The organism is Paenibacillus sp. MAEPY2, from assembly GCF_000499205.1.
In the GTDB taxonomy this organism is placed as follows: domain Bacteria; phylum Bacillota; class Bacilli; order Paenibacillales; family Paenibacillaceae; genus Paenibacillus; species Paenibacillus vandeheii.
Genome location: NZ_AWUK01000010.1, coordinates 291,863 through 312,956 on the forward strand (window position 1 = coordinate 291,863; position 21,094 = coordinate 312,956).

Here is a 21,094-nt window from a genome sequence, read left to right on the forward strand (position 1 = left end):
TTGTTCGGTTTTCTTATTCCCAAGGATAACTAACGGTGAGGAAGTCGGCGAAATTCTTACTTTCTTCCCGCCGTTGTTTCCGCATGGCCGCCCGAGCTGGAGCGGTCTCATATAATTTCTTCTCTTCCTCCGTCTCCGGAATGATGCGAGGAACGATAAGTTTGCGGTTATTTTCATCCAACGCAACAAAGGTGAGGAATGCCGTCGCCGCAATCTTCTTCTCCCCCGTCTTCAGATCCTCGCGGATTACCTTCACAAAAATCTCCATCGAACTTCGTCCTGTCCAGGATGCGAAGGATTCCAACGTCACCGAATCCGTCGGATTAATCGGATACAAGAAATCGACCGAATCGGTAGAAGCTGTGACGGTATTGACCCGGCATAACTTGGATGCAGCAATCGATGCGATGTCATCGATGTAGGACATGAGTTTGCCGCCAAACAACGTATTATGATTATTCACATCGGTTGGGAACACTCTCGCCGTCTTAAAACAACGTGTTTCACGCACATACTTTCTCTCCACTTGATCAGACTCCGTAGGTTTAGGTATCTCTCTCATTCTTTATGGTCCTCCTGACAGTATGGCTGATGTACTCTGCAAGACTTGCTGTGTCCATCGTCTCTATATGTTAGTTCTAGTATAGGTGTCGGTCATATCCATATTCAAGTGAAGCATGAATCAAAAAAACCGCCAGGCGGGACCGGCGCCCTGGCGGTTTGATGCTGTATATTAAGCCTTGGCTTTGAAAATGCCAGACGGTCCGCCAACGGGCAGGAACGTGTAGCCAAAATGAGCATTCAGTACAGAAGCGCCTGTGCCGTACAACGACACGATTCCGATTCCCATTTCAGCATAAGCTGCAATGGTATGGAAGATATGAGGAGCTACGCCGAAAGCGTCAAAGGTCAGGCCAAGGAACAGGAAGTCAATGAGAATGAAAATGATGAGCAATACTTTATTGGCTTCAACGGCACCCAGTGTCATAAACAGGGTGAACACGAGGTATCCGGCAAAAGCAAATCCGAGCTGCTTGCCATCTGCCTGCTCTGCAAGAGTGGAGCCAAACACGCCCATTTTGATCAACCAGTTGGCACCCATGGCGAACCAGAAGAATGCGTATGCGCCGAAGGCAGTTGTACCAAAGGTATTGTTGCGTTTGGAATCTTGAATGCAAGCGAACAGCTGGGCAAAGGCACCGAGGAAAATCGCCCAAGGAATGGCGTAACTAAGGCCATCTGTAATGCCAAGCTTTTGGGAGGAAGCGACCAGAGTAACGATAGCCAACCCAAATAATCCCATCGCGCTGGGATCGGCGTTTATGATTTTGACTTTAGTCTGTGAATCAGTTTGCATGGTGTTGATGAGCCTCCAAATAATCAAATCAGGATGATCCGCTAGAAGCTGAACCGTCCTCTATATTTCTTAATTCGCATCCGCCTGGTCCGGACACACACATCGCCCTATTGTACCTGAATGAATTACGTATGAAAAGGGATTTTATTACCTTTTGGAGCATTATCCGATCCCTTGTAAGGCTTGTGGTAGAGATCAAAAATGAAGAGATCGGTTTTTTGGTGGAAAAAGACGGAAAATTGCATGTTCATTCCCTGGAAGAAGGGATAGTATCGAGTGGTAATGTAACCGCTTACTTAAAAGTTGTACCATCGTTCTGGTTGTAATCATTCATTGATGAGGAAACGAAAGGATGGGTGTTCATGATCGCGAAGACGCGGCAAGTTGGCTTGGTTTTGCTCCTATGGGTATTTACCATTTCCAGTCTGGGGTGGGGGAGCCTGTTTGGCACACCAACAGCAAGTGCAGCCGTATCGGCTGATGAAGCTGCGGGAGGAGGCACTTATAAATTCGACTTTGGTTCAGGAGCTGTTGCGAATGGATATACAGGCGTGGACGCAGCGTCTTCATATTCCACGGAACGTGGCTATGGATTCACCGATGTGTCCAAGGTAACGGTGCAGGATCGGGGTACAAGTGATCCGATCAAATCGGATTTTGCCACCGTTGCTGATGGGAGCGGATTTAAGGTAGATCTGCCGAACGGTGACTACACCGTCTCCCTTGTCGCTGGTGACAGTGCAGGCAGCACGGATATTGCGATCAAAGTGGAGAGCATGAGCAAGGTTCAACAGAACACCAAGCCAGCGGGTGAATATCTGGAGATGAGCTTCGATATTGCACTGGTGGATGGGCAGATGAACTTTGAATTCTCCGGAACGGCCGCCAATATCAATGCACTCGTGATCACCAAACAGCAGGAACGCGAAGCAGGTAACAAACCTGCTGTGTACCTTGCAGGTGACTCCACGATGCAGACCTATAATCCGTATTGGGAACCCCAAGCGGGTTGGGGACAAATGTTCCCGTCCTTTTTCAGTGATGCCGTGGAGATTAAAAACCATTCCATTGGTGGACGCAGTTCCAAATCCTTTATTTTTGAAGGCCGATTGGATGAAATTCTTCGCCTCATTCGTCCGGGAGATTATCTGTTCGTGCAGTTCGGACACAATGATGCAACGATCAGTGTTCCTGACCGCTATGCTTCACCCGCCGATTACAAGAACTATCTGAAAACCTACATAGACGGCGTGCAGCAGCGGGGAGCTACGCCAATTCTGGTAACGCCAATGGGGCGTAGGGACTTTAACGCAGACACAGGCAAGTTCAATGTATCCTTCCCAGAATATGTGCAGGCGATGAAGGAAGTAGCTTCAGAGAAAAATGTGAAGCTGATCGATCTGAGCGCCCTCAGCATTGCGTACTATGATTCCATTGGACCGGAAGCGACATTGTCTGTCTTCCTCCATGTATCACCAGGTATCTATCAGGCGTTCCCGAATGGGGCAACGGATAATACCCACTTCCAGGAATACGGAGCGATTCAGATCGCCCGTCTGGTTGCAGGTGCGGTTCGCGATCTGGATCTGCCCTTATCGGAAGCGGTCCAGGATGCCGAAGTTCCGGCTGAATTGCCAGCCAAACCTGCTGGATTGAAGGCAGGCAGCATTAGCAACGCCGGAGCAGTATTGAGATGGACGGCGGATGACAACGCAGACATTTACAAAGTGTACCGCAAACTTTCAACAGAGCCGGAATCTGCCTACAAGCTGGCAGGAACGGCAACCGTACCGACTTTAACGCTGAGCGGATTGGTCGAAGGAAAGTCGTACACCGTTCGAGTAACCGCTGTGAATGGTCGCGGCGAATCCGATCCTTCGGATGAAGTCAGCTTCACCACCAAATCGGCAGCGTATCGATATGACTTTGGCCCGGTAGGTTCTCCGGTTGCTGAAGGGTATAAGGAAGTCAATCGGAATACGCTGTACACGCCTGAACGCGGTTATGGATTAACGTCTTCCGCCAATATGGCCGATCGGGATCGTGGCAGTGCGACGGATAACCTGCGTCGTGACTTCGTGATCTATTTTAACGGCTCATATGAATTCAAGATTGATCTGCCGAATGGTACCTATTCGGTCAAGACGTACACGGGGGACTGGATTGGTTCGGCGCGGACCAACATCAATATTGAAGGCAAAGATTATGGAACGGTATCTTCCGGCGCTCAAAATATAGCCGAAAAAGTGATCAACCAGATAAACGTTCAGGATGGACAGATGAATCTGATCTTCAGCGGGCAAACGGCCCATCTCAACGGGCTTGAGATTACACCTGTATTGGTGGCCCCTTCCAATCTGAAGCTGGATGGCCTGGATCTGGAGAATGATCCGATCACTGCTGCACTGTCATGGGACGCTATTGGGGATGACGTGCAGTATAAGGTATACCGTCAGTCAACTGGAGCGGCCAAGGCCGAGTTGCTGGCAACTACCGATATAACAACCTATATCGACAACAAGGTCGACCTGGGCATGAATTATGTATATACGGTAACGGCTGCGGATCGTACAGGAACAGAATCGGTAGCATCCAATGCATTGCCTGTATCGACGATTGATTCATCTGTAGACAAGGCAGAGGTTCCTTCAGGCCTGTCGTTACAAAGCATCAACAAAAATGATGTTTCCTTCAGCTGGACGGAAGCAGCAGGTGCACGTGCATATCAAATCTATCGCGCTGTGAAGCAGGATGGGCCGTATGATCTAATTGCTCGTACCAAGGAGACAGTATACACAGACTCCACCATTCTCAGTACCATTCCTTATTTCTATACAGTGGCGTCTGTGAATGCGGGTGGGGTATCCGAACTTTCGGCTGCACTTGAAACACCGGTAGCAACGACGCTGAATCGCGAAATGGAATATTTGGACCGTGCTCCGGTCGCTGTAAAAACGGAAAACGGCAACTATATCGGCTGGCGCATGCTGGGTCTGGATGCCGAGACCATTGCCTTTAATCTGTATCGGGATGGCGTGAAGCTTAACGATGAACCGATAACGGGAAGCACCAACTTTACGGATGCCGAAGGAACGGATGCGTCCAAATACCGGGTCATGACGGTACAAAATGGCATTGAAAAAGCAGTAACGAAGGAATTTGGCGTTTGGCAGGAGCAGTATCTGTCTGTACCTCTGCAAAAACCTGCGGATGCGTATACGAAAGACGGACAGCCGTATTCGTATTATGCGGGTGATGCCAGTGTTGGCGATGTCGATGGTGATGGTGAATATGAGATTGTTCTGATGTGGTCGCCCAACAACGGCAAGGATAATTCTCAATCCGGATATACCGGTATTGTCTATATGGATGCCTACAAGCTGGATGGAACAAGACTCTGGCGCATCAATATGGGGCCGAATATCCGAGCGGGTGCGCACTACTCTCCATTCCTGGTCTATGACTTCGACGGTGACGGCAGAGCGGAACTGATGATGCGTACCGCTGATGGTACCGTCGATGGACTAGGAAAAGTCATTGGTGACGCCAATGCAGACCACCGGAACAGTTCGGGCTACGTTCTGCTTGGGGATGAATTCCTGACGGTGTTTGATGGTGAAACCGGAGCAGCACTGGATACGGTAGAATATGATCCACCGCGTGGAGATGTGGCTTCATGGGGCGATGGCTATGGAAACCGGGTGGACCGTTTCCTCGCAGCGGTGGCGTATCTGGACGGTGAACATCCTAGTGCGATGTTCAGCCGTGGATATTATACGCGTACCGTGCTCGCGTCCTACAATTTCCGTGATGGCAAGCTGAGCAAAGTGTGGCGTTTTGACTCCAACGATGATGGCTACGGCGAGTACGCAGGCCAAGGAAACCATAACCTCTCGGTTGCAGATGTGGATGGAGACGGCAAGGATGAGATTACATTTGGCGCAATGGCCATCGATGATGATGGCAAACCGTTATACAATACGAAGCTTGGTCATGGTGATGCCATGCATCTGAGCGATCTGGACCCGACTCGTCCAGGATTGGAAGTGTTCGACGTACATGAACATAAAGATTCACAGTACGGTATGGAAATGCGTGATGCCGCTACAGGAGAGATTCTCTGGGGTGTGTTCACAGGCATCGATACCGGACGCGGTATGGCCGCCGATATTGATCCAAATTATCCGGGCTCTGAAGTGTGGGCTGCAACGATCACCAATGCTGAACATATTCCAATCACCGGGCTTTACAGTGCTCAGGGTGAACTAATTACGACGAAGATTCCATCGTCCACGAACTTCGGCATCTGGTGGGACGGTGATCTGCTGCGTGAGCTTCAGGACGATATTCGTATCGACAAGTGGGATTATGCGAACCAAACGACAGTGAATTTGCTGACGGCAACAGGCGCGGCTTCGAACAATGGCACCAAAGCCAACCCAAGTTTGCAAGCTGACCTGTTTGGTGACTGGCGTGAAGAAGTGATGTGGCGCAGTCAGGACAGCTCGGAATTACGCATTTATACGACGACAGATGAGACGGATGTGCGTATTCGCACGTTGATGCATGATCCGGTCTATCGCCTTGGCGTAGCCTGGCAAAATGTAGCCTATAACCAGCCGCCACATACCGGCTTCCATCTGGGAGTAGGCATGGAGCAGCCAGCGGCACCGAATATTCGTTATGTAGGTGCTCCGCAAGAACCCGAAGATACGACACCTCCGGTCATTACTGGCATGCCTGCGGAACAGATGAGCGAAGAGGATGTACTCCAAGTTGATGTGAAGGCAGAAGATCCGGAGTCCGGAATCACTCTTCTGGAATTGACTTGGGATGGTGAGGCCGTAGAGCAAGGTGATGAGATTGCACTGACGGGTCTGGTGGGAAAACACATCTTTACAGCCAAGGCGGTTAATGGCGCGGGGCTCATCACCGAGCTTTCCGTGGAAGTGACAGTCATTGCCGCAGACCAAGCCACAGGTGCACCAGGTGTACCGTCCTTGTCCGACGATAACCAGCATGGCGATGGTTTGGCGGATGGAACATACACTATCACAATGAATATGTGGTGGGGGAATAACGGTACACAGTATAAATTGTATGAGAACGGTGAACTGATCGATACCCAGAAGCTCACCGCCTCAAGCCCTTCCTCTCAAAAGGCATCTACCAATATCTCGGGTCGGGTAAACGGTACGTATGTATATACTTGCGAATTGATCAATTCAAAGGGAACGACCGAATGTGCTCCCCATACCGTAACCGTGCGTGATGCAGCGCCAGCAAAACCGGTGCTCTCTCATGACAATTGGGATGGAGATGGAAACTATATCATTACAATGAATATGTGGTGGGGCACAAATGCCACTTCCTATCGCCTGTATGAGAACGGTCAAGAGATCGACAGCCAACCGTTGACTGCTGCATCCCCGAATGCACAAACAGCGACAGCGGCGATCAAAGATCGTGCACCTGGTGAGTATAAATACGTTGTGGAATGGATCAATGAAAGTGGATCAGTTTCAAGTGAATTGATTACAGTGAAGGTCACGCATTAATTAAACTGATCAAATGATGAAGCACCTCTCTATCGATATAGGGTAACCCCTTGGGTAGCCTGTAGATCGAGAGGTGCTTTTTTGTTTTTTTTAACATACACAATAATGACACAACTGTTTGATTGTGAAGGTAGTGGGGGAAATTTGCTTGTAAACTTACAATCTTACCATCAATAAGGCGCTCCAGAGCCATTTGTGGATCGCCCTCTAGAGATGGTATCAGTGACTATCAAAATTTGGAGAAGCATACAAAACATCCATGCCAACTATGCCATATGTTAATCCAACTATAGATTGACAGGAAAACCTAAAATGTAACACAGAAATAAGGAGGGATCAGACGCGATGGTTATGAGTTTGGAATTGAAAAATCAAATAGAGAAAGCCAGACATAACCTTCATATGTTGGTAGAGCATAACGAGGGTAGATTTGGACATCCCGATGTGCTTCAGCAGTCCATGGTACTGGATGAATTGATTAATGAGTATAATCGAATGAACCTAAGCAAGCCAAGGGCTTGATGGATATAGATGCACTTTTATGCAATTATGCGCGCATGATAATAGCTGGAATAGACGGCAGGAAGAACGAATGCTGAATCAATTCCAGTACGATCATACGCGCATATTTTTGTTACTATTTAATGCAACAGCCGCTTGGCTTCCAGATACAGCACCTGAACGAACTTTTTCGTATTAATGCGGGTCTGGGACAAGGAGGGCTCCACATTGTTTTGCAGTTCCAGCATTTTTTTGCGAATTTCCGTAAAATCAAAGAACTTTGACGCATAGTTCTCGAACTTCGGATGTGTATAATCCGTGAGCCCGAGTGATACGACATGGCTCAATGTTTGGAAAATGGCACGGCGTACGCGCTGTTCGGATGCTTTGATCTCCTTTGTCACTTCTGCTGCTGAAGCATCGGAGCCCAACTTGCGCAGGGCTACATTCTGGAAGATATCCTTAAGTGACGGGAACGTGTATGGAGAGAGCTTATGTTCCTCGGTTTCAATCTGCTCCAGGTATTCCAGCATGTCCAGCAGATCTCTGCTGCCGGCTTCCCCGATCATGCCCATCTCGGATAGCAGGAAATGTCCTGCCGTCGTAATCGTTTTGTCGGGAACCGGTGTTGCAGTACGTTCGGAAGATTGCAGTCTGGAGAGTCCCTGCAGTGTACGTTGAATATCTGCGATGGATTGCTGCATACGAAGACGTTCGTCCACCAGTCGCAGAACAGACAGAATCTCCAGCCGATTAATCGGCTTCGTAATATAATATTCAATGCCAAGAGAATAGGCTTCCCCAATCATATTTTTCGATTCGATCTGGGAGATCATCACGATCTTGCCATTGAACCTTCCTTCAAGCGCACGTATGGTCTGAATCCCGTCTCGTTGCGGCATGAGCAGATCAATTAGCAGTACATCCACCTTGTGCAGCTCCAGCAGTTCAGCAGTAATATGAGCTCCATCCTCTGCTTCTCCCGCAATGTCTCCAAGCCCCTCATCTTCAATGATATCCATTAGCATGGATCGAACGCCAGGATCATCATCCACAATAAAATAACGCATTTCAGTGACCTCCTTTCTGATGAAGTTGTTATGAGAAAAAATGTATGGGTGAAGACGATTTATCCTGCTTTTAATGTCCTCTATTATCATACTTGGTTGTATATCCCGATGTGAAGACCCGTGTATGCGACCAATATGTCAGATAAAGTAACAGTGAATGGATAAACGTTGCTTGTTTATAAAAAAATTTAAATGATTCTGTGTAGGTATTTGTCGATTTCCGTAGATGTCCCTGTAGTATAAGTAACATCCGAAAATGTGGATTCCGAGATGTGCAGAATGGTACAAATGATGCTCTATGAAGTAGTATAAGAATTTTTCGCTCAGTCATACAGCTGGGAAACACTTTTTAATGAACCATCTACGAAAAGGGGCATTGCCAATGGAGCAAACAATACAAGATATTATTGCAGTTTTCAATGATTTTCTGTGGTCCAAGCTGTTAATCATATTGTTGGTGGTATGCGGTCTGTACTTTACGACCAAGACCCGGTTCATGCAATTCCGCATGATTGGAGATATGGTGAAAGTGCTTAGGGAGCCGAGAAGTAAGGAGCCCGGCAAAATTTCGCCGTTTCAAGCATTTTGTATCAGTATGGCAGCCCGCGTAGGTACCGGGAATATTACCGGTATTGCACTGGCAATTGCACTGGGGGGACCCGGGGCTGTATTCTGGATGTGGGTCATCGCGATCTTTGGTTCAGCCTCCAGTTTTGTAGAGAGTACACTTGCTCAAATTTATAAAATAAAAGATAAGGGCGGATTCCGCGGGGGTCCGGCTTATTATATGGAGCGTGGCCTTGGGAAACGCTGGATGGGAATTTTGTTCGCGATTCTCATCACATTGTCGTTCGGTTTGGTCTTTAATGCGGTGCAGTCCAACACGATTACGGTCGCATTCAAAAATTCATTCGGCATCGATCGGTTGACCGTGGGTATTATTATGGCCGTTGTGTTTGCAGGAATCATTATGGGCGGTGTTAAACGGATTGCTAAGGCGTCCGAATACATTGTCGTTGTTCTTGCTGTGCTATACATTGGCGTAGCTGCATTTGTTGTGCTGTCGAACATCACCCAGCTTCCGGCCATGATTGCGCTGATTGTGAAAAATGCCTTCGGCATTGAACAAGTCGCTGGCGGTACACTTGGAGCTGCGCTGATGAATGGTGTCAAACGTGGTTTGTTCTCCAATGAAGCAGGTATGGGTAGTGCACCGAACGCTGCGGCTACGGCGCATACTACACATCCGGTCAAACAAGGACTTATTCAGGCATTGGGCGTGTTGACCGATACGTTGGTCATTTGTACAAGCACAGCCATGATTATTTTGTTAGCAGGCGTGTACAAAGGCACGAATTTGGGTGGAATTGAATTGACCCAAGCGGCATTAAGTGTGCATATTGGTTCATGGGCGTCCGGATTTTTGGCAGTTATGGTGTTTCTGTTTGCCTTTAGTACGCTCATCGGGAATTATTACTATGGGGAAACCAATATTGAGTTTATCAAATCCAATAAAATATGGCTGTGGGTATACCGTGTCTGTGTCATCGCGATGGTTCTCTTCGGTGCTGTTGCAAAGGTACAGCTGGTATGGGACCTGGCCGACCTGTTTATGGGGCTGATGGTGGTGGTGAATCTGATTGCCATCCTGATGCTGTCCAAGGTGACATTTGATGCGTTGAAGGATTATAAGAAGCAAAAGGCCGAAGGGCGTGATCCGATCTTTACGCGGGACCGTATTCACATTCCGGGTGAAGTGGAGTGCTGGGAGTCTGAGGCCGAGGTAGTAGGAAGAAAATGAAATGAAGCTGCCAAATAACGAAGGAATAACAGATTTAGATACAACACAAGATACACTTACAGCACGATAAAAAGATATAAAAAGAAGGCTTGGAATTTCCATCATGGAACTTCCAAGTCCTTTTTGTTATATGAGCATTTGGTATAATACGCAGAAGGCCGCTTAGGCTTCTTCTTTATCGGATAAAAGGACCTGGGTCCATTCGTAGACGGTTAAATTTCATTGGGGGTTAATCCGAGATGAGAGAAATCATGGACTTTGAATTGCTGCGCCAGCTTGCGCGGGAGCATGGCCTGGACCAGGTGCTCGACGAGCCTGCGCTTGCTGAATTAAGGTTACTTGAAGCCTCCAAAGGCGAGATTATATGTGCCAAAGGTGAACGCCCCGAGCGCTTGTATTTTCTCGTTCAGGGCAAACTCAAGATTTATACAACGCTGCCAAACGGTAAGTCACTGTTGCTTCGTTTCAGTATGCCGCCTGCACTCGTAGGTGATCTGGAGCTGGTGAATGGCAAGGAAGCCAAAAATACGGTTGAGTCCGTCAACAAGAGCCTGCTGCTCGGTGTAAGCTATCGCTATCTCAAAAATACATATGCTGAGAACCCGAAGTTCCTCCATTTTATGCTCAGTCATGTGACCCATAAGTTGTATACCTTCTCGAATCTGTCGAGTCTCAATCTGCTATATCCGGTCGAGAGCCGCTTTGCGAGTTATCTGTTGTCCACGATGGAGCAAGAGGAACAAGTCACCGAAGAAATACAGACCTCCAAGCTGACAGAGCTTGCCGATATGCTTGGCACGAGCTATAGACACTTGAACCGGGTCATCCATGATCTCTGCGACCGTGAAATCATCCGCAAAGAACAGCGCAACATGGTCATCTGCAATCTGGAGCAGTTGCGTGAAATTGCGGGAGGTAATATGTACGAATAAATCAAGTGTAGATGTACTATGGTTTTTTAAGCCATTAATACGGCAAAAACACCCTCTGCGTGTCATATGACAGAGGGTGCCCATGCATCCACCGGTTGGTGGATGATCTATTTTATTAATGGCCGTGCTGTAGTGTTAGCTTTATGCTCCGATTAAACATCTCCGCGCTGTTCGAATAATTGAGCAATTTCCACGATGACTTGTGTGGCCTTCACCATATTATCCACCGATACATATTCGAATTTGCCGTGATAGTTCTCTCCCCCTGTGAAGATATTGGGTGTAGGCATACCCATGTACGAGAGCTGGGAACCGTCTGTGCCTCCGCGAATTGGGCGGATGACTGGCTCGATATCCAGACGAGTCATCGCTTCATGTGCAATATCGACGATCTGACGCACAGGTTCGATTTTCTCACGCATGTTATAGTACTGATCATTCAATTCAATGGAGATGCTTTTCTCGCCATATTTGCTCTTTAACTCGTCCACGACACTCAACAAATACGCTTTGCGTTCCTCAAACTTCTCCCGATCGAAATCCCGGATGATGTAACTCATCTTGGTCAATTCGACGTCTCCCTCGATGGATAACAGATGATAGAATCCTTCATACCCCTCTGTGAACTCGGGAGCTTCCTCCGCAGGCAGACGGCGGTTCAGCTCCATCGCAATTTTGGCGGAATTGACCATCTTATTTTTGGCTGTTCCCGGGTGCACGTTGGTGCCCCGTACCGTGATTTTGGCAGCAGCCGCGTTGAAGCTTTCGTATTCCAGCTCGCCGAGCGGTCCGCCGTCCACCGTATAGGCATATTTGGCTCCAAAAACAGGAACATCGAACTTATGCGGCCCGCGGCCAATCTCTTCATCCGGGGTAAAAGCGACGCGAATCTTCCCGTGTTTCACTTCCGGGTGTTCAATCAGATAAGCCATTGCCGTCATGATCTCGGTAATGCCTGCTTTGTTATCCGCACCAAGAAGTGTTGTGCCGTCTGTTGTGATCAGGGTGTGGCCTTTATAATCACGCAGTTCCGGGAAATCGGTGGTGGATAACACCACATCGAGTTCCTGATTCAGTACAATATCTTGTCCATCATAGTTGTCGATCACCTGTGGTTTTACATTTTTGCCTGTAAAGTCGGTCGCTGTATCCAGGTGAGCGAGAAAACCGATCACAGGAACATCTTTGTCTGTATTGGATGGCAGTGTAGCCATCACATAGCCGTTCTCATCCATCGTAACTTCCTGCAAACCAATGGATTTGCATTCTTCAACAAGGTATTTTCCCAAGACCAGTTGGCCTGGTGTGGAAGGACAGGTTTCACTGTTTTCATCGGATTGCGTATCCATTTGAGCATAGGTTGTGAGTCTTTGAATTAAAATATCTTTCACCAGTAATCGCTCCTTTGGCTTCGGTTTATTATATAAGTTGAACCACTTATTTTACACTGAAAAACAATGAGGCCCGTTTTCGTGTAACCGTTAGATACAACTTATATAAAGTGGGTATATTATTTCCAATATGTCTGTATGGCTATCATATCATGTTTTGCGTCCATTTCGAGTTGTACTGGACGCACCGAGGAAAGAAAGGACCAACTAGGTATAAAAAAGGGTACTATCTCACAAAAAAGTACGTACTTGTTTTTCTGTAGGTAAAGTTCATAATAATCAATGATAAAAGGATGTGAATTTAGCCATGCCATTTATAACCGTTAAAGTGCTGGAAGGCAAGACGACGGAGCAGAAACGCCAGCTGATTGAACGGATGACCCAAGTGGCTTGTGAGACACTGGACGTCGATCCGAGCAATGTATTCATTTTCATTGAGGATCTGGAGAAGAGTAACTACGGCAAGAATGGAAAGCTATTTTCCGATCAGCACAACAAGTAAACGCCTTAACATATACCATATTGAATAGGAGATGTACCTGAAATGACAGAGAAATTATTTTCCCCGTTTCAAATTAAGGGGCTTCAATTAAATAACCGTGTCGTCATGGCGCCAATGTGCCAATATTCCGTAACTGCCAAAGATGGTATTCCGAATGATTGGCACCAGGTTCACTATGTAAGCCGTGCCGTTGGGGGTACTGGATTGATTATAATTGAGATGACGGATGTTGATCCGGACGGACGCATCACCGATAATGACCTGGGCATCTGGTCGGACGATCACATTCCTGCCTTTGCCAAAGTGGTGGATGGCATTCACGCTCATGGCTCCAAAGTGGCGATTCAGATCGCGCATGCAGGACGTAAAGCAGAGGATGCGGCTCGGCCTGTAGCTCCGTCGGTGGTTACCTTCCCTGGAGAAAGCTTCAATACGCCACACGCTTTAACAACAGAGGAAGCACAAGCCATGGTGCAGAAGTTCGCGGACGGGGTACGCCGTGCCGTAGCTGCCGGGGTCGACGCCATTGAGCTGCATGGTGCTCATGGTTATCTCATTCACCAATTCCATTCTCCGTTGATGAATCATCGTGAGGATGTGTATGGACAGGATCTTTCCCGTTTTGGCGTTGAGATTATCCGTGCGGCGAAGAAAGAAATGCCGGAAGATATGCCGTTGATTATGCGGATTTCGGCCATAGAATACGCCGATGGCGGATATGATATTGATCATACCATTGAAATGTCTCGTGCCTATCAGGCAGCCGGCGTGGACATGTTCCACATCAGCTCCGGTGGTGAAGGATCTTCCGGACAACGTAAACCGGGGAACTACCCTGGTTACCAGGTTCCATTTGCCCGTCGTTTCCGTGAAGAATTGAACGTTCCTGTCATCGCGGTGGGAATGCTTGAGGATTCAGCTTTGGCTCAAGCAGTTATCGGCAACGGTGACGCTGATCTGGTTGCCGTTGGCAGAGGCATGCTGCGCGATCCGTACTGGGCGACTCATGCAGCTCTGGAACTCGGCGTCAGCAAAGATAAAGCGGCTATTGCAGAGCAATATTCCCGCGGATATTAATCTTGATTAGAACATTTATATAAATGCAATTGAAAAGGGATGCCCCACAAGTCATGAACATGACGGAGGGCATCCCTTTTTAGTGTGATTACTTTGTAACAGTCGATTCGGTACATAATGGACCATAATAACTAAAAGACATGTAGCGTTTCCTCCACAACATAATTAAAATAAGCAGTGGAAGGGAATGCCTGTGAGGTTTATCCCTTCCGGCAACGGTTGGAATTGGATTTTTCGGAGCAGACTAACATAGGAATCACGCACCTTTATGTAATATGTTCCAATTATAGGTTTGGTTTGAAGGGTTGGTCAACAGAATACCTGTTGTTAGCTGAATATATTTGACACGCATTATTGAATCTTGAACAATAAGTGAAAAGGGCGTTTTGCATAATCCCATGAGCGATCAAATGGAAAGATGAAGAATGCTGATATAGATCTAGGAGGCGATTCGAATGGAATCTTCAAGTGCATTGCCGGATATTCGGGAACAATTAGTGCTTCACGCATCTGTGGAGAACGTATGGGGAATTGTATCGACGTCCAAAGGCTTGGAATCATGGTTTATGCCGAGCAATCTGGAGCCGGTGGAAGGGCATGAATTTATATTGGAGGCAGGACCCTTCGGGAAATCATCATGCAAGGTCACAGAGGTTCAACCGCCACACAAGCTGTCATTCCAATGGGGTAAGGATTGGACACTAACATTTGAACTGACAGAGCAAGGACAAGATACAGATTTTACATTGATTCACAGTGGCTGGGTTGCCGACAAGCTGACTGAATTTGGACAAGCTCATGCCATGGTTCGTGAACGGATGGAGCAGGGCTGGGCCGGAATTGTACAGAAACTGGCTCAAGTGGTTGGGCAAGCGTAAGAAAAAGGGAGAAGTACAACAGAGAAGTAAAACAGATGTCAGCAAATTTAAATAAGTCACAGGTCTTACTCCGGTCTGCATTCCGGTAGTTAAGCCTGTGGCTTTTTTGGTGTTAAAATATCATAGAAGAACTATTTCCGTCCGCAACAGAAACGTGTAACATGGGGTTATAGATATAAAACGACAAAATTAGACGTCTCTCGCGATGGAGGCGGAAGGATTACATAGATGAGAAAACACTGGATTATGCTCACCATTAGCTTTATATGTATTGTTGTCTTTCCTCTAGGATCCATTGTACAAACGTTATTTTCCGAGCGCGGCAATCCTCATGCGAGGGACGGGGTGCTGGATCTGACTCGCTGGGATTTCGACAGGCAGGGGGCTGCATCCCTGAATGGTACGTGGGATTTCTATCCGGGGCAATTGTTGGCACCCGGTGACTTTGAGACGCATTTATCAGGACGCAAGCTCCTCTCCGAGCCTTTACCTATCCATGTCCCATCCCGATGGAATGGGACTATGGGAGAGGCGCACGGGTATGGGACCTATCATTTGCGTGTTCGAATTCCCCCGAGAGCAGAGAAGAATGATTATGGGATACGTACCCAAAATATTCGTATGGCCCATCGGATATTTATAGATGGCAAAGAGATTGGCGGCAAAGGGCTGCCAGGCACAACGCAAAATACGGATATTCAGCTCAATTTGCCTTTTACGGGATTTACCTCCATAGAAGGCAACGTTGCAGATATTATCATTCAGGTATCCAATTACAGCTACTCGTCTGGCGGCATCATTGCATCCGTTTTGTTCGGGGACGAGCACAGCATTCTGAAAAGCCAACAGCAGGACTGGCTCCAGGACCTGATGACCCTGTTCGGATTTATTCTGCCAGCTGCCTTCTTCCTGATGCTTTTCCGGCTGCGACGCAGTGAAAAAGAGCTTCGGTATCTGGGATTATTCAGCCTGTCCGGTGCGATGTACGCTTTGACTCATGGAGAGAAGTTGCTGGGGACACTGTTACCATTCCTGCCGAATAATGAATTTCTGCGGATTCAATTAATTAGCGCGGCTCTTGCGTATTATTACTTGCTTCGTTATATGGATGCGCTTGTACCTGGCGCGATCCATTCATGGTTTGTTCGCTTGGGTGTGGTTCTGGTACTAGTCCAATGCGCGGTGGGTCTTATATTGTCTCCTGTTCTGTTCTCGATGCTGGAGCTGCCTATGCTGCTGATTTCAATTGTGGTCATTGGTTACACGTTACGAGCCATGCTCCATTGGCTAAAAAAGCGACCGAATGATGGTCATTTTGTCCTGATGAGCATGATGAGTATATTTATGGTGGTTGTGCTGCACACCGTGGGTGCTTTCACCACTGTGGATACGACATTTCTTGCGCTGTACGAGCTGCTGTTATTTGTTTTTGCACAGATGATTCTAACAGCGATCCGGTTCGCACAATCATTCCGTGAAGTTGAAGCGTTGTCTGAACGTTTGCTTGCCATAGACAGTCTCAAGGATGAGTTTATGGCGAATACGTCCCATGAACTGAGAACTCCCCTGCATGGCATTATTAATATTGCGCAATCGATGCTGGAAGGGGCGGCCGGGGCGGTCACACCCAAGCAGGCCAAAAATCTGTCCATGATCACGTCAACTGGAAAGCGGCTTTCGCTGCTGGTAAACGATATTCTGGATTTTTCCAAGCTCAAAAATGGTGAAATTGAATTAAAACGGAGTGCTGTTGATCTCGAATCGGTTGCTCGAACAGTCGTTGAAGTCTCTGGTTTTACCTTTGAGGACAAGCCGATTGTGCTGATTCAACAATGGCCTCCGGCGTTACCGTTGGTTGAGGCCGACGAGGATCGACTAAGACAGATTCTGTACAATCTGCTGGGCAATGCGTATAAGTATACGAAGCAAGGGGAAATTCGGCTGTATGCCCGTGTGGATGGAGCTCTGATGACGGTATCTGTTGCGGATACGGGGGTTGGAATTGCTGCGGATAAACTGGAAGACATATTTCAGTCCTACGAACAGGGCAACGGAACAAGTGAGAGGGTTAACGGGGGAACTGGCCTTGGGCTGAGTATCACTCGCAAACTGGTCGAGCTTGGCGGAGGGACCATCTGGGTAGAATCGAAGCCGGGTGAAGGGTCGACCTTTCATTTCACTCTGCCCATTGTGCACTTTCCGCTGCTGCAGGCAAGTTCGAGACCTGTTGCAGCCCAATATGTAGCTGCTCAAGAAATAAGAGCACAGGATACGGCTGCAATCGACTGGGATGAGACAGATGAGATTCTGGAAGCTGAACATACCATTCTAATTGTAGATGATGATCCCGTGAACCGACAGGTCCTGTTCAACCTGTTATCGACGGAACGATATCGTGTCATTGCAGCGGATAGTGGGGCCGCGGCATTAAAACTGCGTGAAGAACACCCCTCCATTGCTCTTGTCATTACCGATTGGATGATGCCGCAAATGTCCGGGCTTGAACTATGTCGCAAGCTGCGGGAGAACAGTTCCCTGTCTGAACTGCCGATTCTGATGCTGACGGCTCGCGGGATGCCTGAGGATATCAAAATGGGATTTCAGGCAGGAGCAAATGATTTTCTGAGCAAACCTGTAGATGCGGGTGAACTGCGTGCCCGAGTACGGACGTTAATTGAGATGCGTACCTCGGTACAGGAGGTTGTTCGCACGGAAATGGCTTTTTTGCAGGCTCAGATCAAACCGCACTTTCTATATAATGCGCTCAACGTCATTATTGCAACATGCGCTGTCAATCCGGACAAAGCGACCGATCTGCTTATTGAACTGAGCCAATACCTGCGGGGAAGTTTCGACTTCCAGAACCGCGACCAACTGGTTCCGCTTGCCAAGGAACTGGAATTGGTGGAGTCCTATGTACATCTGGAACAGGCAAGGTTTGAGGAGCGTTTGGTAGTTCGTTATGATGTAGACCCGGATGTGCGTCTGTACCTGCCACCGCTCAGTATTCAACCGCTTGTGGAGAATGCAATTCGTCATGGGGTGATGGCGCGTGCTGCAGGTGGTACGGTTAACCTTGGCATTCTAAGGGAAGGTGAGCACATCGTCATTCAGGTTCAGGATGATGGAGTGGGCATACCCCCTGAACGTTTGGCTCAGGTACATTCCGGGCGAACGGAAGGTCCTGGAGGTGTAGGGCTGCAGAATATAAATCGGCGTCTGTTGTCCTTGTATGGTCACGGACTGGAGATTCAGAGCCATTCGGGAAAAGGAACGATAATACGGTTCCGCATACCTGTGAAGGAGGGGCTCATCTCCAAATAATGAGCCTGTTGAGTTGAATCTGGTTAAAAAAGGAATAAGCGGATGCCAGTATACGCGGTATTCCCATTGAATATTTCATGGCAGGAGGCTGGAAGAGCGATGAAAGCCATTGTAATCGATGACGAGAAACCGGCGCAGCTTCATCTGGAGCGCCTGTTAAGATCGGATGGGCGGATTACCCCCGTGCAGTGTTTTTCGACAGCCCGTGCCGGTCTGGATTTTCTGGCAAATGAGCGTGTGGACGTTGTGTTTCTCGACATTGGCATGCCGGAAATGAATGGACTGGAAGCGGCTGAATATATACAGCAATTGGACAGCAGTATTCGCATTATATTTATAACGGCTTACGCCGATTATGCGGTTGATGCATTTGAGCTTGAGGCGCTGGATTATGTGCTGAAGCCGGTAAGTTCAGTAAGACTTGCCAAAACGATTGATCGCATTGCTGCAGGAATGATATCGTCATCCTCTCAGGTTGCTGCAACTGCTGAGGATCAAGAATCTGAGGCCGCGGGAGTGGATACCCATGTACCTGGATTGCTTACTTTCAAACATCTGGATATCTATAGAAGCCTGGAGCCGGAAGCACAGAAGCACAAGTGGCGCACAGCCAAATCGCAGGAACTGTTTGCGTTTTTGTTTCACCATAGAGGGGATTGGGTAAGCAAAGAGATTCTGCTCGATCAGTTGTGGGCAGATGTCTCACAAGAGAAAGGACTAACACATCTGCATACTTCCGTATATCAGATCCGCAAACTGCTGAAGGAATGGAGCATGACAGGCAAGCTGGAATACAACATGAACCGTTATCGTCTGTTATCGGGTAATCTGGTCAGTGATGTAGAGCAATTCGAGCAAAGGACGGCATACGCTGCCGTTACGTCAGACAATGTGAATCAGTTGAGGGATATTATCCCGCTCTATCGTGGTGATTATCTGGAGGAGCATGATTATCGCTGGGCTCAATCCAAAGCGAGAGATCTGAGACGTAAATATGTGGGGCTGGTTATGGATATCGCCGAATGGGACATGAAGCATGGACGTGGCAAGGAAGCGATAGAGCAATTGAGCGAACTACAGGAACGGGAGCCCTATGCCGAGGAGATCTGCCGATTAATGATGAGAGTATATGCATCCATGGATGATCAGCAAGCTATACTCAGAATATATCATTCATTTACGTTGACCCTGCTTGAGGAACTGGGACATCAACCGGAGTCGGAGACAAGCAGACTATATGAAGAATTAACAGCAAAGTAGGCAGAAGTTCACGCAGGAGGATGAAGCATGAAGTTATTCATACATCGCAAAGATTTGCGTACAGATGATCTGGTCGCATTCGATTATTTGCGGAATCAGGATGCGGAGAGTCTGCATGTGCTCATTTATGATCCTTTCCTGCTGCGGCAGGGGCGTGATCAGGAACATAGCGGAGTGAACTTTCTACAGCATGCTGTAGAGCTTGGTAAGCGGTATCGGGAGTCAGGCCGCAAGCTGCACGTGGCTTATGGCAAACCAGCTGAGGTGATTGATTACATCCTCGAACAAATGCAAAGTCGTGTAGATGAAGTTATTGTTCATCGGGATATGACCCCGTATGCAATCGAACGGGATCGTGGAATACGCAAGGTAACCGAGGAACGAGATGTCACATTTACGCAGCTGACGGACCATTTGCTGATGGATCTGCCGGGGTTCGCTGATTTTACGGGCAAGTCCGAGCCATATAAAGTTTTTGCCGCTTTCCACCGGCGCTGGGTGGAATTCATGAATGAGCATCCCAATCCAGCATCAACCACTACGGTTGCGGATATGAAGGTCAGTGATCAGCAGATAGAGTGGCCGGAGACCTTCCAGGTACCCCCACATTTACTGGCATTTAATAGTTCGGATTTGAATGATCCTCATCTCGTATTGGACTGCTTTTTGTCCGATAGGATTGCCGATTACGGAGACCATCGGGATGAATATGAAGCGTATGAACCGAGCCGCCTCAGTTCTTATGTAGCTGTGGGGGCTGTATCCATCCGCAAGATGTATGATGCTGCGAAACGCACGGACTATTCGGACGAGTGGATCAGACAATTGTGCTTCCGTGACTTCTACCTGTATCGGGCAGTATATGAGAGTCATTATTTTACATATGAGAAAAGTTACGATCTGTCGCCGCTCAGTGATTACTACTTCGAACGGTGGTGCAAGGGCGAAACGGGTATTCCGATTATCGACGCAGCGATGACGGAACTGAATGAGACGGGACATATGCCGAATCGGCTTCGTATTCTAACCGCGATGTTTCTTACCAAAAATCTGCAATGCCCGTTTACGCTGGGTGAAGCGTATTTCAGACGCAAGCTCAGTGACTATGACAACATTCAAAACCGGGGAAACTGGCTGTGGTGTGCATCACTTGGAGAGAATGCAGCTCCATACTTTCGGGTGAACAACCCCGTGACACAGTCAGAGAAGTATGATCCTCAAGGGGATTATATCCGCAAATGGCTGCCTGACCTGAAGGATTTGCATAGCAAAGAGATTCATCAGCCCCGCCAGGATGCGATTGTTGATCTGAAAACATCACGTCAGTCGGCTATTGATGTTTATAAACAAATTCTGGCGAGTCGTCAGACCAATGGTTAAGAAGCTCACCTTAACATATAGGTTGATATAGGAAAGATCCATTTTAGTAGTGGAGTTTACCAT

Annotated in this window: 14 protein-coding genes; 10 read left to right on the forward strand and 4 right to left on the reverse strand. The window is 47.9% G+C overall.

Features of this window, described 5'->3' with window-relative positions; all coding sequences use genetic code 11:
• Positions 1 to 13 precede the first annotated feature (13 nt).
• Together P364_RS0108770 and P364_RS0108775 are read right to left on the reverse strand one after the other, a co-directional pair.
• Complete coding sequence (locus tag P364_RS0108770; protein WP_024629762.1) at positions 14 to 526, reverse strand: acyl-CoA thioesterase; 513 nt, start codon at positions 524 to 526, stop codon at positions 14 to 16.
• Positions 527 to 733: 207 nt separating this feature from the next.
• Entirely contained in the window at positions 734 to 1,357 is a 624-nt protein-coding gene (locus tag P364_RS0108775; RefSeq protein WP_024629763.1) for an acetate uptake transporter, read from the reverse strand.
• Positions 1,358 to 1,719: 362 nt separating this feature from the next.
• Between P364_RS0108775 and P364_RS38600 the strand changes: the two genes are divergently transcribed.
• Both P364_RS38600 and P364_RS0108795 read left to right on the forward strand, forming a co-directional pair.
• Complete coding sequence (locus P364_RS38600) at positions 1,720 to 6,915, forward strand: rhamnogalacturonan lyase family protein (protein ID WP_024629765.1); 5,196 nt, start codon at positions 1,720 to 1,722, stop codon at positions 6,913 to 6,915.
• 345 nt (positions 6,916 to 7,260) lie between these two features.
• Positions 7,261 to 7,437, forward strand: coding sequence for an aspartyl-phosphate phosphatase Spo0E family protein (locus tag P364_RS0108795; protein WP_024629767.1), 177 nt, complete (start codon positions 7,261 to 7,263; stop codon positions 7,435 to 7,437).
• A 119-nt stretch (positions 7,438 to 7,556) separates the two neighbouring features.
• Here the strand turns inward: P364_RS0108795 and P364_RS0108800 are convergent, their stop codons facing one another.
• Entirely contained in the window at positions 7,557 to 8,486 is a 930-nt protein-coding gene (locus tag P364_RS0108800; RefSeq protein WP_024629768.1) for a response regulator, read from the reverse strand.
• A 382-nt stretch (positions 8,487 to 8,868) separates the two neighbouring features.
• On the opposite strand from P364_RS0108800, the gene P364_RS0108805 reads away from it, so the two are divergent.
• Together P364_RS0108805 and P364_RS0108810 are read left to right on the forward strand one after the other, a co-directional pair.
• The gene (locus tag P364_RS0108805; protein ID WP_024629769.1) at positions 8,869 to 10,287 is read left to right on the forward strand and encodes an alanine/glycine:cation symporter family protein; all 1,419 of its coding nucleotides are present in this window, start codon (positions 8,869 to 8,871) and stop codon (positions 10,285 to 10,287) included.
• Between the two features lie 239 nt (positions 10,288 to 10,526).
• Positions 10,527 to 11,219, forward strand: a complete 693-nt coding sequence (locus P364_RS0108810; protein WP_024629770.1) for a Crp/Fnr family transcriptional regulator — start codon at positions 10,527 to 10,529, stop codon at positions 11,217 to 11,219.
• Between the two features lie 152 nt (positions 11,220 to 11,371).
• Here P364_RS0108810 and pepT read toward each other — a convergent pair whose 3' ends face one another.
• Positions 11,372 to 12,610, reverse strand: a complete 1,239-nt coding sequence (pepT, locus tag P364_RS0108815) for a peptidase T (protein ID WP_024629771.1) — start codon at positions 12,608 to 12,610, stop codon at positions 11,372 to 11,374.
• Positions 12,611 to 12,917: 307 nt separating this feature from the next.
• Between pepT and P364_RS0108820 the strand changes: the two genes are divergently transcribed.
• The 6 genes from P364_RS0108820 (at position 12,918) to P364_RS0108845 (ending at position 21,031) form a co-directional block, all read left to right on the forward strand.
• The gene (locus tag P364_RS0108820) at positions 12,918 to 13,112 is read left to right on the forward strand and encodes a tautomerase family protein (RefSeq protein ID WP_024629772.1); all 195 of its coding nucleotides are present in this window, start codon (positions 12,918 to 12,920) and stop codon (positions 13,110 to 13,112) included.
• A gap of 42 nt (positions 13,113 to 13,154) precedes the next feature.
• Complete coding sequence (locus P364_RS0108825; RefSeq protein ID WP_024629773.1) at positions 13,155 to 14,189, forward strand: NADH:flavin oxidoreductase/NADH oxidase; 1,035 nt, start codon at positions 13,155 to 13,157, stop codon at positions 14,187 to 14,189.
• 455 nt (positions 14,190 to 14,644) lie between these two features.
• The gene (locus P364_RS0108830; RefSeq protein ID WP_024629774.1) at positions 14,645 to 15,067 is read left to right on the forward strand and encodes an SRPBCC family protein; all 423 of its coding nucleotides are present in this window, start codon (positions 14,645 to 14,647) and stop codon (positions 15,065 to 15,067) included.
• A gap of 228 nt (positions 15,068 to 15,295) precedes the next feature.
• Positions 15,296 to 18,391, forward strand: coding sequence for an ATP-binding protein (locus tag P364_RS0108835; RefSeq protein ID WP_024629775.1), 3,096 nt, complete (start codon positions 15,296 to 15,298; stop codon positions 18,389 to 18,391).
• 99 nt (positions 18,392 to 18,490) lie between these two features.
• Positions 18,491 to 19,651, forward strand: coding sequence for a response regulator (locus P364_RS0108840; RefSeq protein WP_024629776.1), 1,161 nt, complete (start codon positions 18,491 to 18,493; stop codon positions 19,649 to 19,651).
• A gap of 27 nt (positions 19,652 to 19,678) precedes the next feature.
• Positions 19,679 to 21,031 carry a cryptochrome/photolyase family protein gene (locus P364_RS0108845; protein ID WP_024629777.1) on the forward strand — a complete coding sequence of 451 codons (1,353 nt, stop codon included), beginning with the start codon at positions 19,679 to 19,681 and terminating at the stop codon, positions 21,029 to 21,031.
• Positions 21,032 to 21,094 lie beyond the last annotated feature (63 nt).